Source organism: Herpetosiphon gulosus, assembly GCF_039545135.1.
Taxonomy (GTDB): domain Bacteria; phylum Chloroflexota; class Chloroflexia; order Chloroflexales; family Herpetosiphonaceae; genus Herpetosiphon; species Herpetosiphon gulosus.
In genome coordinates this window covers 30,422-48,554 of sequence record NZ_BAABRU010000002.1, presented here as the reverse complement: position 1 = coordinate 48,554, position 18,133 = coordinate 30,422, and the positions used below count along the sequence as shown (strand labels likewise).

At 50.9% G+C, this 18,133-nt stretch carries 17 protein-coding genes and 1 tRNA gene; 13 read left to right on the top strand and 5 right to left on the bottom strand.

The annotated features are described in order from the left end of the window. Positions 1 to 148: 148 nt before the first annotated feature. The 11 genes from ABEB26_RS02255 (at position 149) to ABEB26_RS02205 (ending at position 11,841) form a co-directional block, all read left to right on the top strand. Positions 149 to 1,342: a 30S ribosomal protein S1 gene (locus ABEB26_RS02255; protein WP_345720319.1), complete on the top strand. Its 1,194-nt coding sequence runs from the start codon at positions 149 to 151 to the stop codon at positions 1,340 to 1,342. A gap of 219 nt (positions 1,343 to 1,561) precedes the next feature. Continuing rightward, the gene (locus ABEB26_RS02250) at positions 1,562 to 2,776 is read left to right on the top strand and encodes a glycosyltransferase (protein WP_345720318.1); all 1,215 of its coding nucleotides are present in this window, start codon (positions 1,562 to 1,564) and stop codon (positions 2,774 to 2,776) included. Continuing rightward, on the top strand, positions 2,773 to 3,888 hold the full coding sequence (locus ABEB26_RS02245; protein ID WP_345720317.1) for a glycosyltransferase family 4 protein: 1,116 nt from the start codon (positions 2,773 to 2,775) through the stop codon (positions 3,886 to 3,888). Before ABEB26_RS02250 ends, ABEB26_RS02245 begins: the two co-directional genes overlap by 4 nt. Beyond that, positions 3,852 to 5,741, top strand: coding sequence for an asparagine synthase (glutamine-hydrolyzing) (gene asnB, locus ABEB26_RS02240; RefSeq protein ID WP_345720316.1), 1,890 nt, complete (start codon positions 3,852 to 3,854; stop codon positions 5,739 to 5,741). The genes ABEB26_RS02245 and asnB overlap by 37 nt, the downstream gene beginning before the upstream one ends. Further along, complete coding sequence (locus ABEB26_RS02235) at positions 5,719 to 7,104, top strand: glycosyltransferase family 39 protein (RefSeq protein ID WP_345720315.1); 1,386 nt, start codon at positions 5,719 to 5,721, stop codon at positions 7,102 to 7,104. Before asnB ends, ABEB26_RS02235 begins: the two co-directional genes overlap by 23 nt. A gap of 155 nt (positions 7,105 to 7,259) precedes the next feature. Further along, positions 7,260 to 8,225, top strand: a complete 966-nt coding sequence (ftsY, locus tag ABEB26_RS02230) for a signal recognition particle-docking protein FtsY (protein WP_345720314.1) — start codon at positions 7,260 to 7,262, stop codon at positions 8,223 to 8,225. 1 nt (position 8,226) lies between these two features. Then, complete coding sequence (locus ABEB26_RS02225) at positions 8,227 to 8,418, top strand: hypothetical protein (protein ID WP_345720313.1); 192 nt, start codon at positions 8,227 to 8,229, stop codon at positions 8,416 to 8,418. Beyond that, entirely contained in the window at positions 8,411 to 8,938 is a 528-nt protein-coding gene (locus ABEB26_RS02220; RefSeq protein ID WP_345720312.1) for a hypothetical protein, read from the top strand. Before ABEB26_RS02225 ends, ABEB26_RS02220 begins: the two co-directional genes overlap by 8 nt. After that, positions 8,935 to 9,333, top strand: a complete 399-nt coding sequence (locus ABEB26_RS02215; RefSeq protein ID WP_345720311.1) for a hypothetical protein — start codon at positions 8,935 to 8,937, stop codon at positions 9,331 to 9,333. The genes ABEB26_RS02220 and ABEB26_RS02215 overlap by 4 nt, the downstream gene beginning before the upstream one ends. A gap of 23 nt (positions 9,334 to 9,356) precedes the next feature. Next, complete coding sequence (locus ABEB26_RS02210) at positions 9,357 to 10,424, top strand: glucose-1-phosphate thymidylyltransferase (RefSeq protein WP_345720310.1); 1,068 nt, start codon at positions 9,357 to 9,359, stop codon at positions 10,422 to 10,424. A gap of 244 nt (positions 10,425 to 10,668) precedes the next feature. Continuing rightward, entirely contained in the window at positions 10,669 to 11,841 is a 1,173-nt protein-coding gene (locus ABEB26_RS02205; protein WP_345720309.1) for a tetratricopeptide repeat protein, read from the top strand. Between the two features lie 231 nt (positions 11,842 to 12,072). On the opposite strand, the gene ABEB26_RS02200 is transcribed toward ABEB26_RS02205, so the two are convergent. Together ABEB26_RS02200 and ABEB26_RS02195 are read right to left on the bottom strand one after the other, a co-directional pair. Further along, complete coding sequence (locus tag ABEB26_RS02200; RefSeq protein ID WP_345720308.1) at positions 12,073 to 13,785, bottom strand: SpoIIE family protein phosphatase; 1,713 nt, start codon at positions 13,783 to 13,785, stop codon at positions 12,073 to 12,075. A 382-nt stretch (positions 13,786 to 14,167) separates the two neighbouring features. After that, on the bottom strand, positions 14,168 to 15,559 hold the full coding sequence (locus ABEB26_RS02195) for a TolB family protein (RefSeq protein ID WP_345720307.1): 1,392 nt from the start codon (positions 15,557 to 15,559) through the stop codon (positions 14,168 to 14,170). A gap of 140 nt (positions 15,560 to 15,699) precedes the next feature. On the opposite strand from ABEB26_RS02195, the gene ABEB26_RS02190 reads away from it, so the two are divergent. Beyond that, positions 15,700 to 16,497, top strand: coding sequence for an alpha/beta fold hydrolase (locus tag ABEB26_RS02190; protein WP_345720306.1), 798 nt, complete (start codon positions 15,700 to 15,702; stop codon positions 16,495 to 16,497). Positions 16,498 to 16,544: 47 nt separating this feature from the next. Here the strand turns inward: ABEB26_RS02190 and ABEB26_RS02185 are convergent, their stop codons facing one another. Together ABEB26_RS02185 and ABEB26_RS02180 are read right to left on the bottom strand one after the other, a co-directional pair. Next, on the bottom strand, positions 16,545 to 17,060 hold the full coding sequence (locus tag ABEB26_RS02185; RefSeq protein WP_345720304.1) for a ClbS/DfsB family four-helix bundle protein: 516 nt from the start codon (positions 17,058 to 17,060) through the stop codon (positions 16,545 to 16,547). A gap of 43 nt (positions 17,061 to 17,103) precedes the next feature. Further along, positions 17,104 to 17,619 (bottom strand): ClbS/DfsB family four-helix bundle protein, encoded by a 516-nt coding sequence (locus ABEB26_RS02180; protein WP_345720303.1) that lies wholly within the window; start codon positions 17,617 to 17,619, stop codon positions 17,104 to 17,106. 93 nt (positions 17,620 to 17,712) lie between these two features. Here ABEB26_RS02180 and ABEB26_RS02175 point away from each other — a divergent pair, with 93 nt between their 5' ends. Beyond that, entirely contained in the window at positions 17,713 to 17,874 is a 162-nt protein-coding gene (locus tag ABEB26_RS02175) for a YgjP-like metallopeptidase domain-containing protein (protein ID WP_345720656.1), read from the top strand. A 51-nt stretch (positions 17,875 to 17,925) separates the two neighbouring features. Here the strand turns inward: ABEB26_RS02175 and ABEB26_RS02170 are convergent. Further along, positions 17,926 to 18,001: transfer RNA gene (locus ABEB26_RS02170), tRNA-Gly, on the bottom strand. Positions 18,002 to 18,133 lie beyond the last annotated feature (132 nt).

Below are 18,133 nucleotides of genomic sequence, written 5' to 3'. Positions count from 1 at the left end.
ACTATAGATGCAACTTTGGAGCGGTAGCACGTAAATCCCCACTTCTACGCAGCGCCTCCCGAATGAAGCTCTCCGAATATTTAAATTGGTCGCATTGGCCTAACCCTGCGGGCTCGCTCGCAGACCCATCAACACTATTGGAGACCCGATGACAGTGGACACCGAAAGCATGGATGCCGTTCAAGATTGGACGACACTGCTTGCTGAGTACGATTATCAACGCCCAGAACGCGGTCAATTGCGTGAAGGTATCGTCATGCGCGTCGAAGACAGCCAAATCTTGGTTGACATTGGCGCAAAACACGAGGGCGTTATCCCTAACCAAGATCTGCGCCGTTTGCCGCCAGAATTGGTCAGTGGGATCAAAAACGGTGACACACTGCAAGTGTACGTGATGGAGCCAGAATCAAAAGAAGGCGAACTGGTTCTTTCATTGAACATGGTGCAGGTCGAGCGCGATTGGCAAGAAGCCCAAACGATGCTCGAAAATGGTCAAATCATCGAAGCTGGCGTGGTCGGCTACAACAAGGGCGGTTTGTTGGTTCAAGTTGGGCGTGTGCGCGGTTTCGTACCAGCCTCACAAGTGGTCAACTTGCACAGCCGCACCGGCACTGAAGGCCAACAAAGCGCCATGACCAAGATGGTCGGCCAAAATATTCCTTTGAAAGTTATCGAAGTCGATCGCGATCGCAATCGTTTGGTGCTTTCAGAGCGTGCCGCTATGCAACGCTGGCGACAATCGCAAAAGGAACGCTTGCTCGAAACTCTTGAGCCAGGCGCAATTGTCACTGGTCGGGTCAACCAACTTACCCCATTCGGTGCTTTCATCGATTTGGGCGGTGCTGATGGTTTGGCTCACATCTCAGAGCTTTCATGGCAACGCGTCAACCACCCACGCGAAGTCTTGCAACCAGGCCAAGAAGTCCAAGTTTATGTCTTGGAAGTCGATCGCGATCGCGAACGAATTGGCTTGAGCTTGCGCCGTTTGCAGCCAGATCCATGGGCAACCATCGATCAACGCTACGACCTCGGCCAATTGATCGTTGGTGAAGTAACCAACATCGCTCCTTTCGGCGTGTTTGTGCGCGTTGAAGAAGGCGTTGAAGGTTTGATCCACGCTTCAGAATTGACCGAAAACGGCCAATCGCCCGATTCGTTGCAACAAGGCCAACAAGTGCAAGTGAAGGTGATCAGCCTTGATCGCCAACGCCAACGCCTTGGCTTGAGCTTGCGCCGCGTCGATGGCGAAGGTGAAGCCGCCGAAGCACCAGCAGCTCCTGTAGCTGAAGTGGTCGCTGAAGCCGCTACCGAAGCCACCACCGAAGAAGAAGTTGGCGCATAAGATCGTCTGACGATTTTTGGCAACGAGCTGTGTCGTTTCGGCACGGCTCGTTGTTTTTTAGTGGTCAGGGGCTAGAGATCAGGGGTCAGGAACACCTAGAACATCATAATCAGGTAAATTTGTGAAAATCTGTGGCTAAAAACAACTTCGTGCTCTTTGTGTTCTTCGTGGTTTAAACCTGACCCCTAGCCCCTGACCCCTAACCCCTACTCAAAACCTATGCTAAAAACACTCTACATTACCTATGATGGTTTACTCGATCCGCTGGGTCAAACCCAGATTTTACCCTATTTAGAGGGCTTGGCTGCTCAGCACGGCCATCAATTTGTGATTCTTTCGTTTGAAAAGGCTACACGTTGGGCCGATGTCGCGCGGCGGCAAGCCTTGATTGAGAGTTTACAAGGCTATGGCTTGGTTTGGTTGCCATTGCGTTATCATCAACGCCCAACCCTACCCGCAACTTTGTATGATCTGGCACTTGGGTTGTGGACGGCCAGCGTGGCAGTCCAGCGCTATCGAATTCAAGCTTTGCACATTCGCTCGACTGTGCCAATGACGATTGCCTTGTTGCTCAAACGCTGGTTCAAACTCCCCTTGCTGTTCGATCTGCGCGGTTTTTGGGCTGATGAACGCGCCGATTTGGGCATGCCGCGCACAGGCTTGGTGTATCGTTTGCTCAAAAAACTTGAGCGTGCCAGCCTACAACACGCCGAGCAGATTGTGACCCTAACCCAGCAAAGTTTGCCCTATTTGGCCGAACATAGCCAAACACCGCACATCGCCAATAAAACCACAATTATTCCATGCTCGGCCAATTTGCAAGTTTGGCAGCGCGATTTAGCCGCTCGAACCCAAATTCGCCAAGCACTCGGTTGGCACACCAACCCAATTTTGGTGTATAGTGGCTCGTTGGGTGGTGGTTATCGGAGCGGCGACATGGCCGAATGTTTTGCTACATGGCTGCACGCTGAGCCACATTTGCGCTGGCTTGTGCTCTCCAACCAAGATCCGCAACCCTTGATCACGGCCTTGCAGCATTTGAATGTCCCCGCAGAATCTTATACAATCCGTGGTGTGGCCAGTAATGAGGTGGCTCAATGGCTCAGCGTGGCCGATGCAGCACTTTCCTTGATCACGCCCAGCTATGCCAAAATTGCCTCATCGCCAACCAAATTTGGCGAATATTTGGCCTGTGGCCTGCCAATTTTTAGCAACGCAGGTATTGGCGATAGCGATCAATTATTTGCCCAAGGGGTGGCAATCAAGATTGATGATTTTACCGTAACAGCCTATCAAGCGGCGTGGCAAGCCTATCAAGCCTTGCGCGAACAGCCCGACTTGGCGCAACGCTGTCGGGATTTGGCCGAACGTGAGTTTGATTTGCAGCTGGCGATTGAACGCTACGCCGCCTGTTATCGTGAGCTAGAAGCATGAACCAACCGCGCACTGTGCTGTGTTTGACAGCCTATCAACCAATGCTAACAGCCAGTGTGCGCTATCGAATTATGCCCTATGCTCCGGCTTTGGCCGCAGCGGGGATTCAACTGCGTTATTTGCCCTTTGCTACGCCGCAACTTCAGCGTTTGCTCTACCAACCCAAACGTTACCCGCAAAAAATTGTGGCGATGCTGGGCGCTTTGACCCAATGGTTGGTTAAGTTGCCGCGTCAGCCAGCCGCCGTGATTGTGCAACGCGAGGCGGCGTTAATTGGTGCACCAGTGATCGAGCGTTGGTTTAGTCGGCGCGTACCAGTGATTTTCGATTTTGATGATGCGATTTTCCTGCCAACCGATCCCAAGCGCAGTATCAATGGTTGGCTGAGCCGTTTGGCCCGACCTGCCAATAAAACCGATCAATTATTGAGTTTGAGCAGCATGGTTTGGGCTGGCAATGCCTATTTGGCGGATTATGCACAACGCTTCAATGCCAATGTGCAGATTATTCCGACCGTGGTTGATTGTGAACAGTGCCAGCCGCGATCTGTGCCAAGCACTCACATTTGTACGCTCGGCTGGGTTGGCAGCCATTCGACCGCCCGCTATTTGGAGCAACTTGTGCCTGTGTTGCGCCAATTGGCGCAGCGCTATCGCTTTCGCTTATTGGTGGTTGGTGCAGCCAAGCCGCTTGAAATTGAGGGGATTGAATGTATCAATCACGATTGGCAGCAAGCCCGCGAATGGCATGATTTTCAGCAGATCGACATTGGTTTATACCCAATTGAAGCCGATTTATGGGCCGAAGGCAAATGTGGCCTCAAGGCAATTCAATATGGTGCAGCAGCAATTCCTAGCGTCTGTAGCGCTGTCGGAGTCAATCAACAAATTATCGGGCATGGTCAAACTGGATTTCTGGCCAATGATTCGACCGAATGGCTTGAATATTTGGCACGTTTGCTCGAAGATGGGCAATTGCGGCAAACGATCGGCCAAGCCGCCCGCCAAAAAATCGAGGCCGAATACAGCGTGCAACGCTATCAAACCAACATCGTAGCAGCACTCAAGGATTATGTATGTGTGGAATCTGCGGAATCGTCAGTACAAGCTTAATCGAGCCAAACGCCGTTCACGCCATGAACCACCAATTGATTCATCGCGGGCCTGATGGTGCTGGCATATGGCAAACTGCCCATGCCCAATTAGGCCATCGGCGTTTGGCGATTATCGATTTAGTTACTGGCGATCAGCCATTCAGCAGCCCCGATGGCGCGTGGCAATTAGTCTTTAATGGCGAGATCTACAATTTTCAGGCCTTGCGTCAGCAATTGCATGGGCTTGGGCATCAATTTCACACCAACAGCGATACCGAGGTGCTGCTGGCCGCCTTGATTGAATGGGGCGAGCACGCTTTTTCGCACTTAGCAGGTATGTTTGCCTTTGCAGCTTGGCATCAACCAAGCCAAAGTTTATGGTTGGTGCGTGATCGCTTGGGCAAAAAGCCGCTCTACTACAGCCAAACCAAGCATGGATTAATCTTTGGCTCGGAGATCAAAGCGCTGTTGCAATACCCTGAGCTTGATCGTAGTCTAAATCCACAAGCCCTGAGCGCCTATTTGACCTATGGCTATGTGCCAAATCCGGCTACCTGGTATGCCAACATTCAGCAACTTGCGCCAGGCCATGCTTTGGTTTGGCAAGCGGGTAGCATTCGCGCATGGCAATGGTGGCAAGCACGCCAGATTGCCCAACAACCACGGCTCAACATCTCGGAAAAAGCCGCCATCGAACAAACTCGTCAATTGGTGCGAGCCGGAGTTGAGCGGCGCTTGATCAGTGATGTGCCATTGGGGGCGTTTCTGAGTGGTGGCTTGGATTCAAGCATTGTGGTGGCTGAAGCCCAAGCCTTGTTGGGTCAGCAACTGCACACGTTTAGTATTGGCTTTGAGGGCGGCGGCTGGTACGATGAAAGTTCCTACGCCGAGTTGGTTGCCAAACAGCTTGGCACCAAACACCAGTGTTTTATGGTTGAGCCTGATGCGATTGCCAAATTACCACAGTTGCTAGCCCACTACGATGAACCGTTTCTTGATTCGTCGGCTTTGCCCATGGCCTTGCTCAGCCAAATGACCCGCGAACATTGCACTGTGGCCTTATCGGGCGATGGTGGCGACGAGGTGTTTGCTGGCTACGAGCGCTTTGGCGCAGGCTTATGGACGCAGCGTTATCAGCAATTGCCGCGCTTGCTCCGCCAAATGATCGAGCAAACCATCGCGATGTTGCCGCAAACCAACGCCAATAGTCGCTTGGCACGGCTTAAACGGGTGCTAGCAAAAATCCAATTGCCGCTTGAGCAGGGCTTTCCACGTTGGCTTATGGCCTTCACACCCGAAGAATTGGCCGATTGGGGCTTGCCTGCGCTGCAACCAAGCGCCGCCGAGCGCTTTCGCCAAGCAACTCAGGGCATTGCCGATCCGCTAGCTCAATTAATCTGTTATAACCTTGCTAGTTATTTGCCCGATGATCTGTTGGTAAAGGCCGATCGTATGAGCATGGCCTATGGTTTAGAAGTCCGTTCGCCATTTTTGGATCAACACTTGGTTGAGTGGGCTTTGCAATTGCCAGCCAATTTGCACTGGCGTGGTGGGCGTGGCAAGTGGCTTTTACGCCAAGCGTATGCCGAACGCTTACCCAAAACAATTATCGAACGCCCCAAACATGGCTTTGGTGTGCCGCTGGATCAATGGTTTCGCCAACAACTCAAGCCCATGCTGCACGATTATTTGCTCTCACCTACCAGCCACATTCAGCAATGGCTGACCAAAGCCAAACTTGAGCAGCTTTGCCAAGCGCATTGGGCTGGTACAATCAACGCTGGACATCAACTTTGGACATTGCTCACCTTAGAATTATGGCTACAAACTCATCACCAAATGAGGCCATATGCGCACAATTATGTGGATTAAGAATCATCGTTGGCTCAGTTCATTGTTGGTAGGCTTGGTTTGCCTTGGTTTAGGTGGGCTAGCGGGCTTGATGCCGCTGCGCTATTTGGCAGGCGTGGCATTTTGCCTTGGCCTAACGATAATCGCCTATGCTTGGGTTTGGCTGATTAGTAAGCCCGATGAATTACGGGGCATGTTGTTGCTGTGTTTGGCAGCAATGGGACTGCGTTGGGGAGCCAGCTTTGCACTCGAATTTCTCTGGCCAAGCTTCGAAAATCTCAGCGATGGTGCAGCTTATGGCCCACATGCCATGACGATTGCCCAAGCTTGGAATGCTAATTATTTTGCCAGCTACGAGGCGGTGGTTGCAACTCCGGTTGGTGCGCCAGGCTATGTTTATTTCTCGGCGGTGATTTTTTGGCTGTTTGGGCCGAATACCTTGCTCGTAAAATTGGCTAATGGCTTGTTTGCCGGTATGGCAGCGGTGTACACCGCCAAGTTAGGCAATCATTTTTTTGATCAACGGGTTGGGCGGTTTGCCGCGCTGTGGATGCTAATTATGCCATCGCTGATTTTGTGGACTTCGCAAAATCTCAAAGATAGCGCGGTGGTGTTGCTCTCAGTCTGGATTTTGTATGTTGCCAGCCAAGGTTTACGCTCATCATTATGGCAAATTCCATTGTTGGTACTGCTGATTGGGGCGTTGATGAGCGTGCGACGCGAAACCTCAATTGGCATTGCCTTGATGATTGCCCTGACGATTGGCTTTCAGCAAACTCGCCATTGGCTAACCCGTTTGAGTCTGAGCACCATCACGATTGTGGCTTTGGGCTTGGTGCTTTCGAGCAGTGGCTATGGTTTTTTGGGCAGCAATTATCTGCAAGAGCGGCTTTCGCTCAGCGCAATTAGCGAAAAACGCGAGGCTAACTCAACTGGCACAGGCACAATTGAAAATACAATTGATACGACCACCCCGCTGGGTTTTGCCCGCTATTTGCCAATTGCCTTGATTAATTTCTGGTTGCGACCATGGCCGTGGGAAGCCACCAAAAGCACCGCCCAATTGCTGACAATTCCCGAAGCGGCGCTGTTATGGTATCCGCTCTGGGTTTTGGCAATGCTTGGTATGTTGTTGGCATGGCGTAGTCGTTGGCGCGAAACCATGCTGCTATGGCTTTATTTGCTCGCTGGCAGCGCGGCGGCGGCTCCACAATATGGCAATTTTGGTACAGCCTATCGCCATCGGGTACAGCTCTGGCCAATTTTCTTCTTGTTTGCAGGCTATTGTTGGTATCGTTGGCGCGATGCGCGTGCTCAGCAACGCCAAGCTATGTTGACCCGCTATGTCCAGAGCATCGAGCAGCAGGCTGCCTCATTACAATAAAGGGATAGCGATCGATGATCAAAACAGCTGATTTTAACAGCGCTAGGGCTGGGGTTAGCCCTAGTATCATTTAAATGGTATTATTGCCAGAGGATTGGCGGCAGTGCATTGGGCATTGTGCAGCCTCGAATTCATGACAAGTTAGGGTGCTTTATATGTTTCGACGACTCTTCGGTGGTGAAGAACGCTCCGAACAAGAAATTAAACAAGAAGAAAAAAAGATTGAACAAAGTGTTCAAAAAACCCGTAGTGGCTTTTTTGGCCGAATTACGGCCATGTTTCGTAGCGAAGATCCCATCACCAATGAGCTTTGGGATGAGCTAGAGGAATTGTTGATTGCTGGCGATGTTGGGGCCGAAAATGCCCTGAAAATTGTCGAGCGGGTGCGCGAAAAGTGCGAGAAGAAGGGCTTTAAGTTTGCCAGTGAAGCCCGTTCGTTGCTCAAAAGCGAGCTCGTCAACCGCCTCGATGTGGACACGCCGCAATACTCTGAACGCTCAACCAAGCCGTATGTGATTTTGGTGGTGGGGGTCAATGGGGTTGGCAAAACCACCTTGATCGCCAAATTGGCCAATCGTTACAAAGCCATGGGCAAAAATGTAATCCTCGCTGCCGCTGATACCTTCCGTGCAGCGGCGATTGATCAGTTGCAACACTGGGCTGAGCGGGTTGGCGTGCCGATGATTAGCCAACAACCTGGCTCTGATCCTGGCGCGGTGGCTTATGATGCAACCCAAGCAACCTACAATCAACAAGCCGACGTGCTGATTATCGACACGGCTGGGCGCTTGCAAAGCAAGCACAACTTGATGAAGGAGCTTGAAAAAATTTCCAATGTGGTCAAGAAGCGCTGGCAATATGCTCCCCACGAGGTGTTGTTGGTGCTCGATGCCACGACTGGCCAAAATGGCTTAATTCAAGCGCGAGCCTTTACCCAAGCTGCCCAAGTGACCCACTTGGCCTTGACCAAACTTGATGGCACAGCCAAAGGTGGCATTGCCTTCGCGATTGTCCAAGAAATCGAGCGCCCGATTAAATATATCGGCACTGGCGAAACGATCAACGATTTAGCCTTGTTCGATGGTGAATCTTTCGTTAATGCGCTCTTCGAGGAGGAATAACATGGCAAAATTGCTTTGCCCAGCATGTAAAAAAGCCCTCAAACTCAGCCCTGTGATGCGGGTTGGGGCGCAAGTTGGCTGTGTCAACTGCGATAATGTGCTTAAGATCGTCAGCCGTGATCCCGATAAGGTTGAGGTGGTTTCCGAAACCGAAACCCTCAATTCTGATAGCAAACCAGAATCATATGCCTAATTGGTCGTTGACACAACTGCGTCAATTGTTGCTGATCGGCCTGTTAGCGCCATTGCTAACAGGCTGTTTGCTGATGGCTGGGCGCAACGAGCAAGCCACGATTACAGCCGATCTTGGTTCGCAGAATGTTGAGTTTGTCAGCAGCGATACCAACGGCGAGGCCGTGTTGCAAGCGCTGGATATTGGCACGTTGCCGATGTTGCTCGATGTAACCTTTAATGCCCAAGTTGCCAGCGGCGAATTGGTGATCGAGGTCTTGAGTGGTGAACAAGCCAACGTGGCGTTTACGGTGGTGGCTTCGGCCGAGGGTAGCAGCCAACGTGGCATCGTGATGAGCAATGATGTCGGTGATTTACAATACCGCGTGCGTTCAACCAACGCTCGCAATGGCATTTATCGCATCAGTTATCAGCCGCCGCCCACCCCAACCCCATCGCCATCGCCATCGCCAACTTGGACGCTTACGCCGAGCACAACCCCAACCGTTGAGCCACCAGCGGAGGTTACCGCCACGCCATGATGACAAACGCTCGGATTCGATTGATTGGGTTGGTTGGGTTGGGAGCATTGCTCGGGGCGATTGGGGCGTTTATGGCCTACCAATCACGGGCAATTGCACCTAGCCCTGAGCAACTCAAGCCCTATGTTTGGGCGGTTGTTGCCGTGCCATTGGGCAGTTTCATTGGCAGCTTGCTGGGCCAATGGCGCTTGTATCGGCCATTTGCTGGTTGGTTAGGCTTGACCTACTTGCTCAGTTTGTTTGCAGCGGCTCGTTTAGAGCGGATTTTTGTTGGTCAAGAGGCTGCTGTAGCCAATGGCCATGCCAGTTATTTAATTTTAGCGATTATCTTGCAAAGTTTTGGCGCATTGCTGGTAGCATGGCGATTAAGCGCAACTGCCACGCCAACTACCTAGCGCCCAAGGAGACGACACAGCTCATGAAAGGTTTAGTTCTGAGTGGTGGTAAAGGCACACGCCTGCGCCCAATTACCTATACCAGCGCCAAGCAATTAGTGCCTGTCGCCAACAAGCCAGTGCTTTTTCGGGTGATCGAAGCCCTGCGCGATGCCGATATCGATGAAATTGGGATTGTAATTGGCGATACTGGGGCCGAAGTGCGCAACGCCGTAGGCAATGGCTCACGCTGGGGCGTAAAGATCGAATATATCCCCCAAGAAGCGCCGCTTGGCTTGGCTCACGCGGTCAAAATTAGTCGCCCGTTTATTGGCGACGATAAATTTGCGCTCTTTTTGGGCGATAACTGCATTGAGGGTGGAGTTAGCTCGTTGGTGTCGGGCTTTGCTACATCCGATCACAATGCCCAAATTGTGCTCAAGCAAGTTGCCAACCCCCAGCAATATGGTGTAGCTGAATTGCGCCACGATGGCTCGATTGAACGTCTAACTGAAAAACCACGCCAACCCCGCTCAGACTTGGCTTTGGTCGGCATTTATATGTTCGATCAGCATATTTGGGAAGCGGTTGAGGCGATCAAGCCTTCTTGGCGGGGCGAGTTGGAAATTACCGATGCCATTCAATGGTTGATCGAGCACGATTACCATGTTCATGCCCATATTCACCAAGGCTGGTGGATTGATACTGGCAAACGCGCCGATATGCTCGATGCCAATCGTTTGGTGCTCGAAGAAATCACGCCGCACGTCTCAGGCTTTGTTGATCGCGATTCGCAATTGGTTGGCAAAGTCACGATCGAAAAAGGCGCTCAAGTGATCAATAGCGTGATTCGTGGACCAGCGATCATCGGCGAAGAAACCCGGATCGTTAACTCATACGTTGGACCGTTTACCTCAATCTATCATCATTGTACGATTGAAGAAAGCGAAATTGAGCACTCGATTGTGCTGGAAAATAGCGAAATTATTCGCCTACCCAACCGGATCGAAGATAGCTTGATTGGCCGCAATGTCAAATTGCATACCTCGCCGATGAAACCCAAAGCCTACCGCCTGATGCTCGGCGATAACTCCGACGTGGGGCTGTTGTAAAGGCAAAAGTCAAAGGGCAGAAGGCTGAATAAAGGCAAAAGTCAAAGGGCAGAAGGCAAAATACGCACAAATTTAAGTTTTCTGCCCTGGGCTGATTGTAGTTCGATTGAATAAACTAGCTTTTAACTTTAACTCTGGTAACTTTGACTTTTGATGTTCAACTGGTGATTTTGACTTTTGACTTCTTACTTTTGATGTTCAATTGGTAATTTTGACTTTTGACTTCTTACTTTTGACTTTAACTATGGCTGATAAATTCCGACAAGCAGAATTACATTATCGACGTGGATTATCACTTGAACATGCTGGGCGAATTGCTGAAGCTGTAGAAGAGTATCGGCAGGCATTACAAGAAAATCCGCAGCTTCGGGCTGCTCATGTGGCCTTGGCTAAATATTATTTACGCAACGGGCTATTGGCCAAAGCGGCTGATGCGTGGCATGCAGTCGTGGCGATCGAACCAGATTACGAAGCATTGACCAATTATGCCACCGTGTTGATCGAGTTAAAGCATTATCACGAAGCTCGCCAGATTTTGCGTTTATGTGTCGAGCTTTTTCCTTTAGATACCTTTGTAACCTATGAACTGGCCTATATTGATTTTGCTGAGGGCTTATATCAACAAGCACTCGATCAATTGCTCGATGTACGGCCAATTTATAATGATGAATGGGAATTTCACGAGCTAATCGGGCAATGTCAAATTAAGCTACAACTGTATGATGCTGCTTTAGCCAGTTTTGGCCGCGCGATTCTGTTGGTCGATGATGATGAGCAAATTGAGCAACTGCAAGATCTCGGCAGTATCGCCCGCCGTTACCAAGAATTTAGCCTCGTTAGCAACGAAAAAGATGCTTGGTATGCGACCCATGGCCTGATTTGCCTTGGCAGCAACCTTGACGATGGCCTGAATCTCAAGCCGCACGCTGAGTTTGCCTGGTCGTTTGAGGCGATTGCGACAACTTTGCAACGGGCTGCTGCCTTGGCTGAAGTTCATGTGTGGTGCTGCGACCAAGTTTTAGCCTTCGATACCCAGAGCAAGCCCCTCGCCCAAGCGCTTGCCCAGTTATTGCAGCGCCCCTACATCCAAAAAATTGGCGACCCTGAAAAAATAACCTTAGTGGTGATGGCTGAGTTTGAGCAAAGCGCTATGCTCGAAGCCATTGCCGAGCAGTTGGATGGGCTGCATTGCATTTTTGCCCTAAGTATGCGCAGCAGTCCCGATGTGCTCGATGATATTCCCGATTTGATTGGCCTGCCAATTCAAAAACCAAGTTTGCCTTGGACAAGCCAATCGATCGCGACTGCCACTAAGACGTTGCTGGCAACGCTGGCGCAACTCACGCCAGAGCCAAATCGTGAGCAACAGCTTGATTATTACCGCGAACAGCATCGTTTAATTAGACTAAACGACTAAAATAGTTCATCAGGTTGGCATCCAACTTCGTCCCCTCACCCCCAACCCCTCTCCCACTGCGGCGGGAGAGGGAAGCTTCAAACTTCATGATCGAGGGATTCCCCCTCGCCTCGCCTGCGGGAGAGGGGGCTAGGGGTGAGGGCATGAACATCGATGGGTATTCCACCCAACTATTGTTAAAAACCTACCTTGAAAGGGCGAGGGGTAAGGGAATGCCAACGGTTGTTAATGCTATGAACCATTACGACTAACCGTTAGCAAGGTAATATCATCGGCCTGTTCAGCTTCTCCAACAAAGCTCTCGATGGCCTGCCACACGCTGTCGAGCAATGATTGGGCATCATGGAAATCGCCATTCTTGAGCACATTGGTCAAGGCTGCATCATCAAACACCTCGCCTGCCAGATTAAAGGCCTCGGTCGCACCATCGGTAAAGCCTAAGAAATATTCATCGGCGGCGAGGATGGTGCTCTTGGCCTTGTATGGCAGATCTTCCATAATCCCCAAGGGCAAGCCCGTACCTTCTAAATAGCGCAAAGTGCGGCTGGTGCGATTGATGATAATCGGCGGGTTATGGCCAGCATTGACATAGGCCAACTCGCCAGTTTGTGGATCAAACGCGGCAAAAAACAGGGTCGTGAACATATTGCTTGCGCCATGTTCACGTGAAATGTAGTTATTGGTCATGGTAATTGCTGCGGTCAGCAGTGCCAACGGATCGGTCGCAATTTCAGGCCGCGCTGCCAGCGATTGCGCATTAGAATGCAACAATGAGCGCGTCAGGGCCACAAACAAGGCGGCTGGCACACCTTTGCCACAGGCATCGGCCACTACCAAGCCAATTTTGTCGCCACCAAGCTTAATCACATCGTAAAAGTCGCCGCCAACTTCTAACGCGCCTTGGTTGAAGGCCACAATTTGCCAGCCCTCAGGTTGAGGAATGCTCGGCGGCAAAAAGAAGCGCTGAATATCGCGGGCAATCGCCAATTCACGCTCAATCCGCTCAAGCCGCAACAGTTCTTGCTGCGCCGATTTGAGTTCTTCATAAGCACTGGCTAGCTCAAGATTTTTCTTTTCGAGGCCACCCAACATTTGGGCATTCGATTGGCGCAGGCGAGTTGTGCCGCCACGCAACAAAGCCATGGCAGTGGTTGGGTTGGCATGCATCAAGGTCACAAATTCGGCCTCAGTGATGCGCAACAGAGTGGCGGCGGTTCGCGCTCGCACGCTGGCCGCCCGAGGGCTGTTATCGATCAAGGCCATTTCGCCCAAAATTGCCCCAGGCCGACAGCGCTCCAGCAAAATTGTTTCGGTCGCCAGCGCTTTAATTACATCGACATCGCCAGCCATCACAATATAGCAATCGTCGCCGCTATCGCCTTCGCTGAATAAGGTTTCGCCTGGCGCGAGCCGCACATGCTCAGCACTTTGTACCAGATTTTGAATCGTCGCCTGATCAACTTCATGGAACAATGGCAATTGCTCTAAAAACTCGACCAATGGGGCAATGCTGGCCTCAGTCGAAGCCTTTTTGGTCACGATCAAGGTATTCCAGCCACTAGCAGCATCATGTTGGTAGGTGATCGAATCGGCCATTTCGCGCACCAAAAACACCCCCAAACCGCCAACTTGACGATCGTGGATGCTGGCGAAGAGATCGGGTGGATCAGCATCGTCGGGGTTGAATGGCTGGCCGCGATCGCGAATCCGAATTGCTAGCTCGCCATTTTCAAGCGTGCTGTGCAATTGCAGTGGGCCACCTTGCTCGGCATAGCTATATTTAATGATATTGGTGACAATTTCTTCGATCACTAAGCCCAGCACAAACGCTTGTTCGCTAGTTAGGGCAAAATCAGTTTCGATCTCGGTGGTGTAATCGGTGAGGGCGGCGAGGTTTTCCCAACGGGCATCAATCTCAATGCTGCGACCTTCAGATATAGCCATAGACGCACCTTGGATAGCTATCAGCAATAGGCTATCGGCTAAAAAACAGGCCCATACCTGCCGAGCAATATCAGCAGGTATGGCGATTATCGCCCGATGCTGGGCTTTTAGCAAGCAGTATTTTATCGCTGTCTATCTATCGGGTATTTGTAATGGTTCATTAAGTTGACAACCAGTTCTCGTTCCCTCACCCCCTCACCCCCTCTCCCGCACTGCGAGGCGAGGGGAACCATCCGATCATGAGCATTGGCATGCCCCTCGCCCGCCGCAGTGGGAGAGGGGTTGGGGGTGAGGGGTCTTAAAACCTACTCTTGTAAGTATGGGGCTAGTGGAGTGAGGGTATGGTATGTATTGACAACCTTATGAGCCGTTACAAGTATGCCTAAGGCGCTAAAATCAAACGTGGGTTGTGCGGCTGACTGCTCAAGGCTTGGCCGATTGGTTGCAATTGGCTGCTGCCCCGTTGCGCCTTGAACAATTGCCAGCCATTTGCTTGCGGCGCGAAAAAATATAACACTTGTTCGTTCCAGCCCGCCATCACGGCTTGTTGCGGCAAAATTTGGCTCTGGCCTTCAGGGTTGATGATCAAGCCATTGGATTGTTCAGTCCCGTTAATCGCCAACCAATCATCAGTTGCCCACACGCTCGGCTCGCAACTATTGGCTGACAGGGCACTTAATAGCCCATTGCGAACATAGCTCGGCTGATTGTCGTTGCATAGCAGCATGGCTTGACTGCTGGGGCTTAGCGAAACAGCACTTCCATGCAAATTTTCAAGCAACGCTACCTCGCCACTACCATCCCAGCGATAAATCGTGGGAATTCCATCGCGCGGCTGATTCACATAGATCAAGCTATTAGCCTTAATTTCAGCTTCGAAGGCCATGGCTTGAGCCAACGGTGTAATCGCGCCGGTGTTGGCATCAAACACGATAAAGCTAGCACGGCCATCGGGTTGGCTATTAAATTGGGTGATCAGTTGGTGATCAAGCCAACCAACCACCCGAGATCCCATTGCCAGCGGATCAGCAGTAATTGGCGTGAAACTGGCATCAGCAAAGCGATAAATTTGCACCATTGGATTGCCTGCACCGCCACCAGTGCCAAAACTGCTGGCCGAAGCAAAGGCTAAATGGCTGCCATCAGCAGATAATTCCAAATTTACTTCAAGATCTGGCGTGTTGGTCAAACGCTGGGCTGTGCCAGTTGCTACATCAACTGCATACAAATCAACTTGTTGTTCGTGGGCTGAGGCCAAGATAATGGTTTTGCCATCGTGCGACCACACTGGAGCTTGGTCAATTAAGGCACTTTTACGGCCTAAAGCAGGTGCTTGATCGGAAGCAGTTGCTGGCAGCAGATTGAGCAAGCGGCGTGGATTCTGCTCATCAACATCGACAACCCATAACTCAGCCAAATCGATTTGCTCGATTTTAGGATGATTATCGTTGAATACCACAATTGCCAGTTGCTTGCCATCGGGCGATGCCGACCACGGTAAGTAGGCATTTGGCTGAGTTTCATTGGCCAATTGATAGTGTTGGCCCGCTAAACTAATGGCGCGAATACTGCCATCAGCAGGAACAGCAAAAATAACTGAGCCAGTGTTAATTGTAGGCTCGGCGCTATAATCGGCCAAGGTTGCGGTTGGGCGCTCGGGCAATGAGCTAGCAGGTAGGGCTGGGCTGGGCTGGGCAGTGGGCTGGGTCGCAGGTTGGGTGGCACAAGCAGCCAAAAATAGCCCCAACCCGACGATTTGGGCAATCCGTCGCATGGTTCGTTCCTCCTCAATTGGTTGGGTGATACTGCTCATTGTAGCGAAGGTGGCCGAAATTACCCTGATGATCGATTGAAAATTAGCTGATACTTGGCCTACAATAGCAACAGGTGTTATCTAACGAGCAAGGAGTGTTTATGGCTTCACATCTGGTCAACGGCGTTCGTTACTACTACGAGGAGCGAGGAAGTGGCGATCAGGTGATTTTCTTCGGCCATGGTTTGATGTATCATTGGCGGATTTTCGAGCCACAAATGGAATATTTCGCTGCCAAAGGCTTTCGTTGTATTGCCATTGATTGGCGTGGTCAGGGCCAAACTGAGGGCGGCGGTACACTCGACGATTATTCAATGTATCGGCTTGGCGCAGATGCCTATCAATTATTGAGCGATCTGGGGATCAAGCAAGTGCACTGGGTTGGGGTTTCGATGGGTGGCATGATTGGCCTGCGGCTCTACCCCAAACACCCCGAACTGTTCCTCTCGTTCACCTTAATCGATTCGTCGGCAGGCGATGCCCCCGAATTGCTCGATGGCTATCGTCAAATGGCCGAGGGCTACTTGGCTTATGGTTTGATTCAGCCGTTGCAAGAAGGCTTGGATGCAGTTTTTTACACGCCCAAAATGGCCGAGCGCTACCCCCAAGTGCTGGCGTATTGGCATGCCTACTGGACTAACGCCGACCGCGAATCACTCTACAAAGCGATCATTCCGGTGATTGATCGCGACGATGTGACCGACACGATCAGCCAAATTAGCGTGCCAACCCTGATTGTGGTTGGGGTTGAAGATATGTCTACGCCGCCAGCCAAGAGCGAGGCGATGCAACAACTGATTGCCAACGCCCAATTGCACTATATCGCTGATGCCAGCCATATGTCGATTTTAGAACAACCTGAGGCGATCACCGCCGCAATGGCCGAATTTATTGGCTAAATTAGCTATAGGCCACAAGCTATTATAGTTTGTGGCCTATAGCTAATTTAGCTAGCGAGAATTGCCTGCATCCAAGGCAAGTGCTCGGCATAATGTTCAAAGGTATCACCAACAATCCAGCCAATAATTGGCGCATCGTTGGTTGAGCCAGCTTGGAACTCACGATGGGGGCGCAACAAATCCTGATCGCTAAACTGAACAATTCGAGCGACTAGGGCTTCATGGGTGGCTTCGAGAGTAGCATAAACGTCGTCAAGGGGTAGATCGTGGTAGCGTTGTTGTAGAATGCGGTTAACTGCCTCGAAGCCTTGTTGCCAAACTGCTTCGTCAATATCGATACTGGCCCAGCGCGATTCTGAATTCAATAAAGCCAGCATGGTTTTTTCCCATAGAGACAAGTGAATCACATGATCTTTGATCGTCCAGCCTGCGGCATCGCTTGGGCCAGTGAGTTGGGCGTGGCTCAAGCCTTGCAAAAACGTTTGTAGTTCTTGCCAACCAGCAGCAATCCGCGCTTGTAAATCGAGCGCAGTCATCGGAGTTTGAAGGTCAGATTGGCTCACAGTTCATTCCTTCTAAATAAAGTATAGCTGTGGTATGGCTAGCTTAGCTAGCGAGAATTGCCTGCATCCATGGTAAATGCTCAGCATAATGTTCGAAGCTGTTGCCAACAATCCAGCCAATAATCGGCTCATCGTTGGTTGAGCCAGCTTGAAACTCGCGATGAGGCCGCATTAAATCGCTATCGCTCAGTTGGCTAATATGCGCTAGCAGGGCTTGGTGGTTGGTTTCGAGGGTGGTAAACACTTGATCAAGGGGTAGATCGTGATAGCGTTGTTGTAGAATGCGGTTAACTTCCTCGTAGCCTTGTTGCCAAACTGCCTCATCAAGCCCAAAACTTGCAGCCCGTGATTCAGCCTTGAGCAACGCCAGCAAGCTGTTTTCCCACAGCGCCAAGTGAATCGCATGATCTTTGATCGTCCAGCCGGCGGCATCGGTTGGGTCAGTTAATTGTTCGTGGCTCAAGCCTTGCAAAAACGTTTGTAGTTCTTGCCAACCAGCAGCAATCCGTGCTTGTAAATTGACGACGGTGATAGCCTCTTGATCATCAAATTGGCTCACAGTTCATTCCTTCCAATAAATCACCACTCTATGGTCTTGCTAGCATAGCAGAATTTGGCCAAAATACCTCGTTCTTTAGCACGAATAGGCTAGATTGAGGGCTTAGCACTCATTTTAGCGAGCTATGTTCTCTGTGAACTGGTGCATATGCTTGAGCCCCATCATCAACAGCCATTTTGGGAGCGCCTAGGTCGTGCGATGGCCGATTATTTGGCACGTAAACAATGGTTGCAGATCTATGATGGTGGGCTGTAGGGGTTTTCAAGCAACAAAAAAACACCCCATTGCAATGGAGTGTTTTCGTAATGGAGCGGGAAACGGGGTTCGAACCCGCAACCTTCTGTTTGGGAAACAGATGCGCTGCCAATTGCGCCATTCCCGCATCGTTAAGCTCCCTGAGTATACTCAAAAGCCTTGTTGCTGTCAACTTGGCTAATTCTTAAAAATGGTTGCCTCACACCTGATGCTAGCGCAGCGAGCTAAATAAATATGGTAAACTAGCGCCATTAGCTTA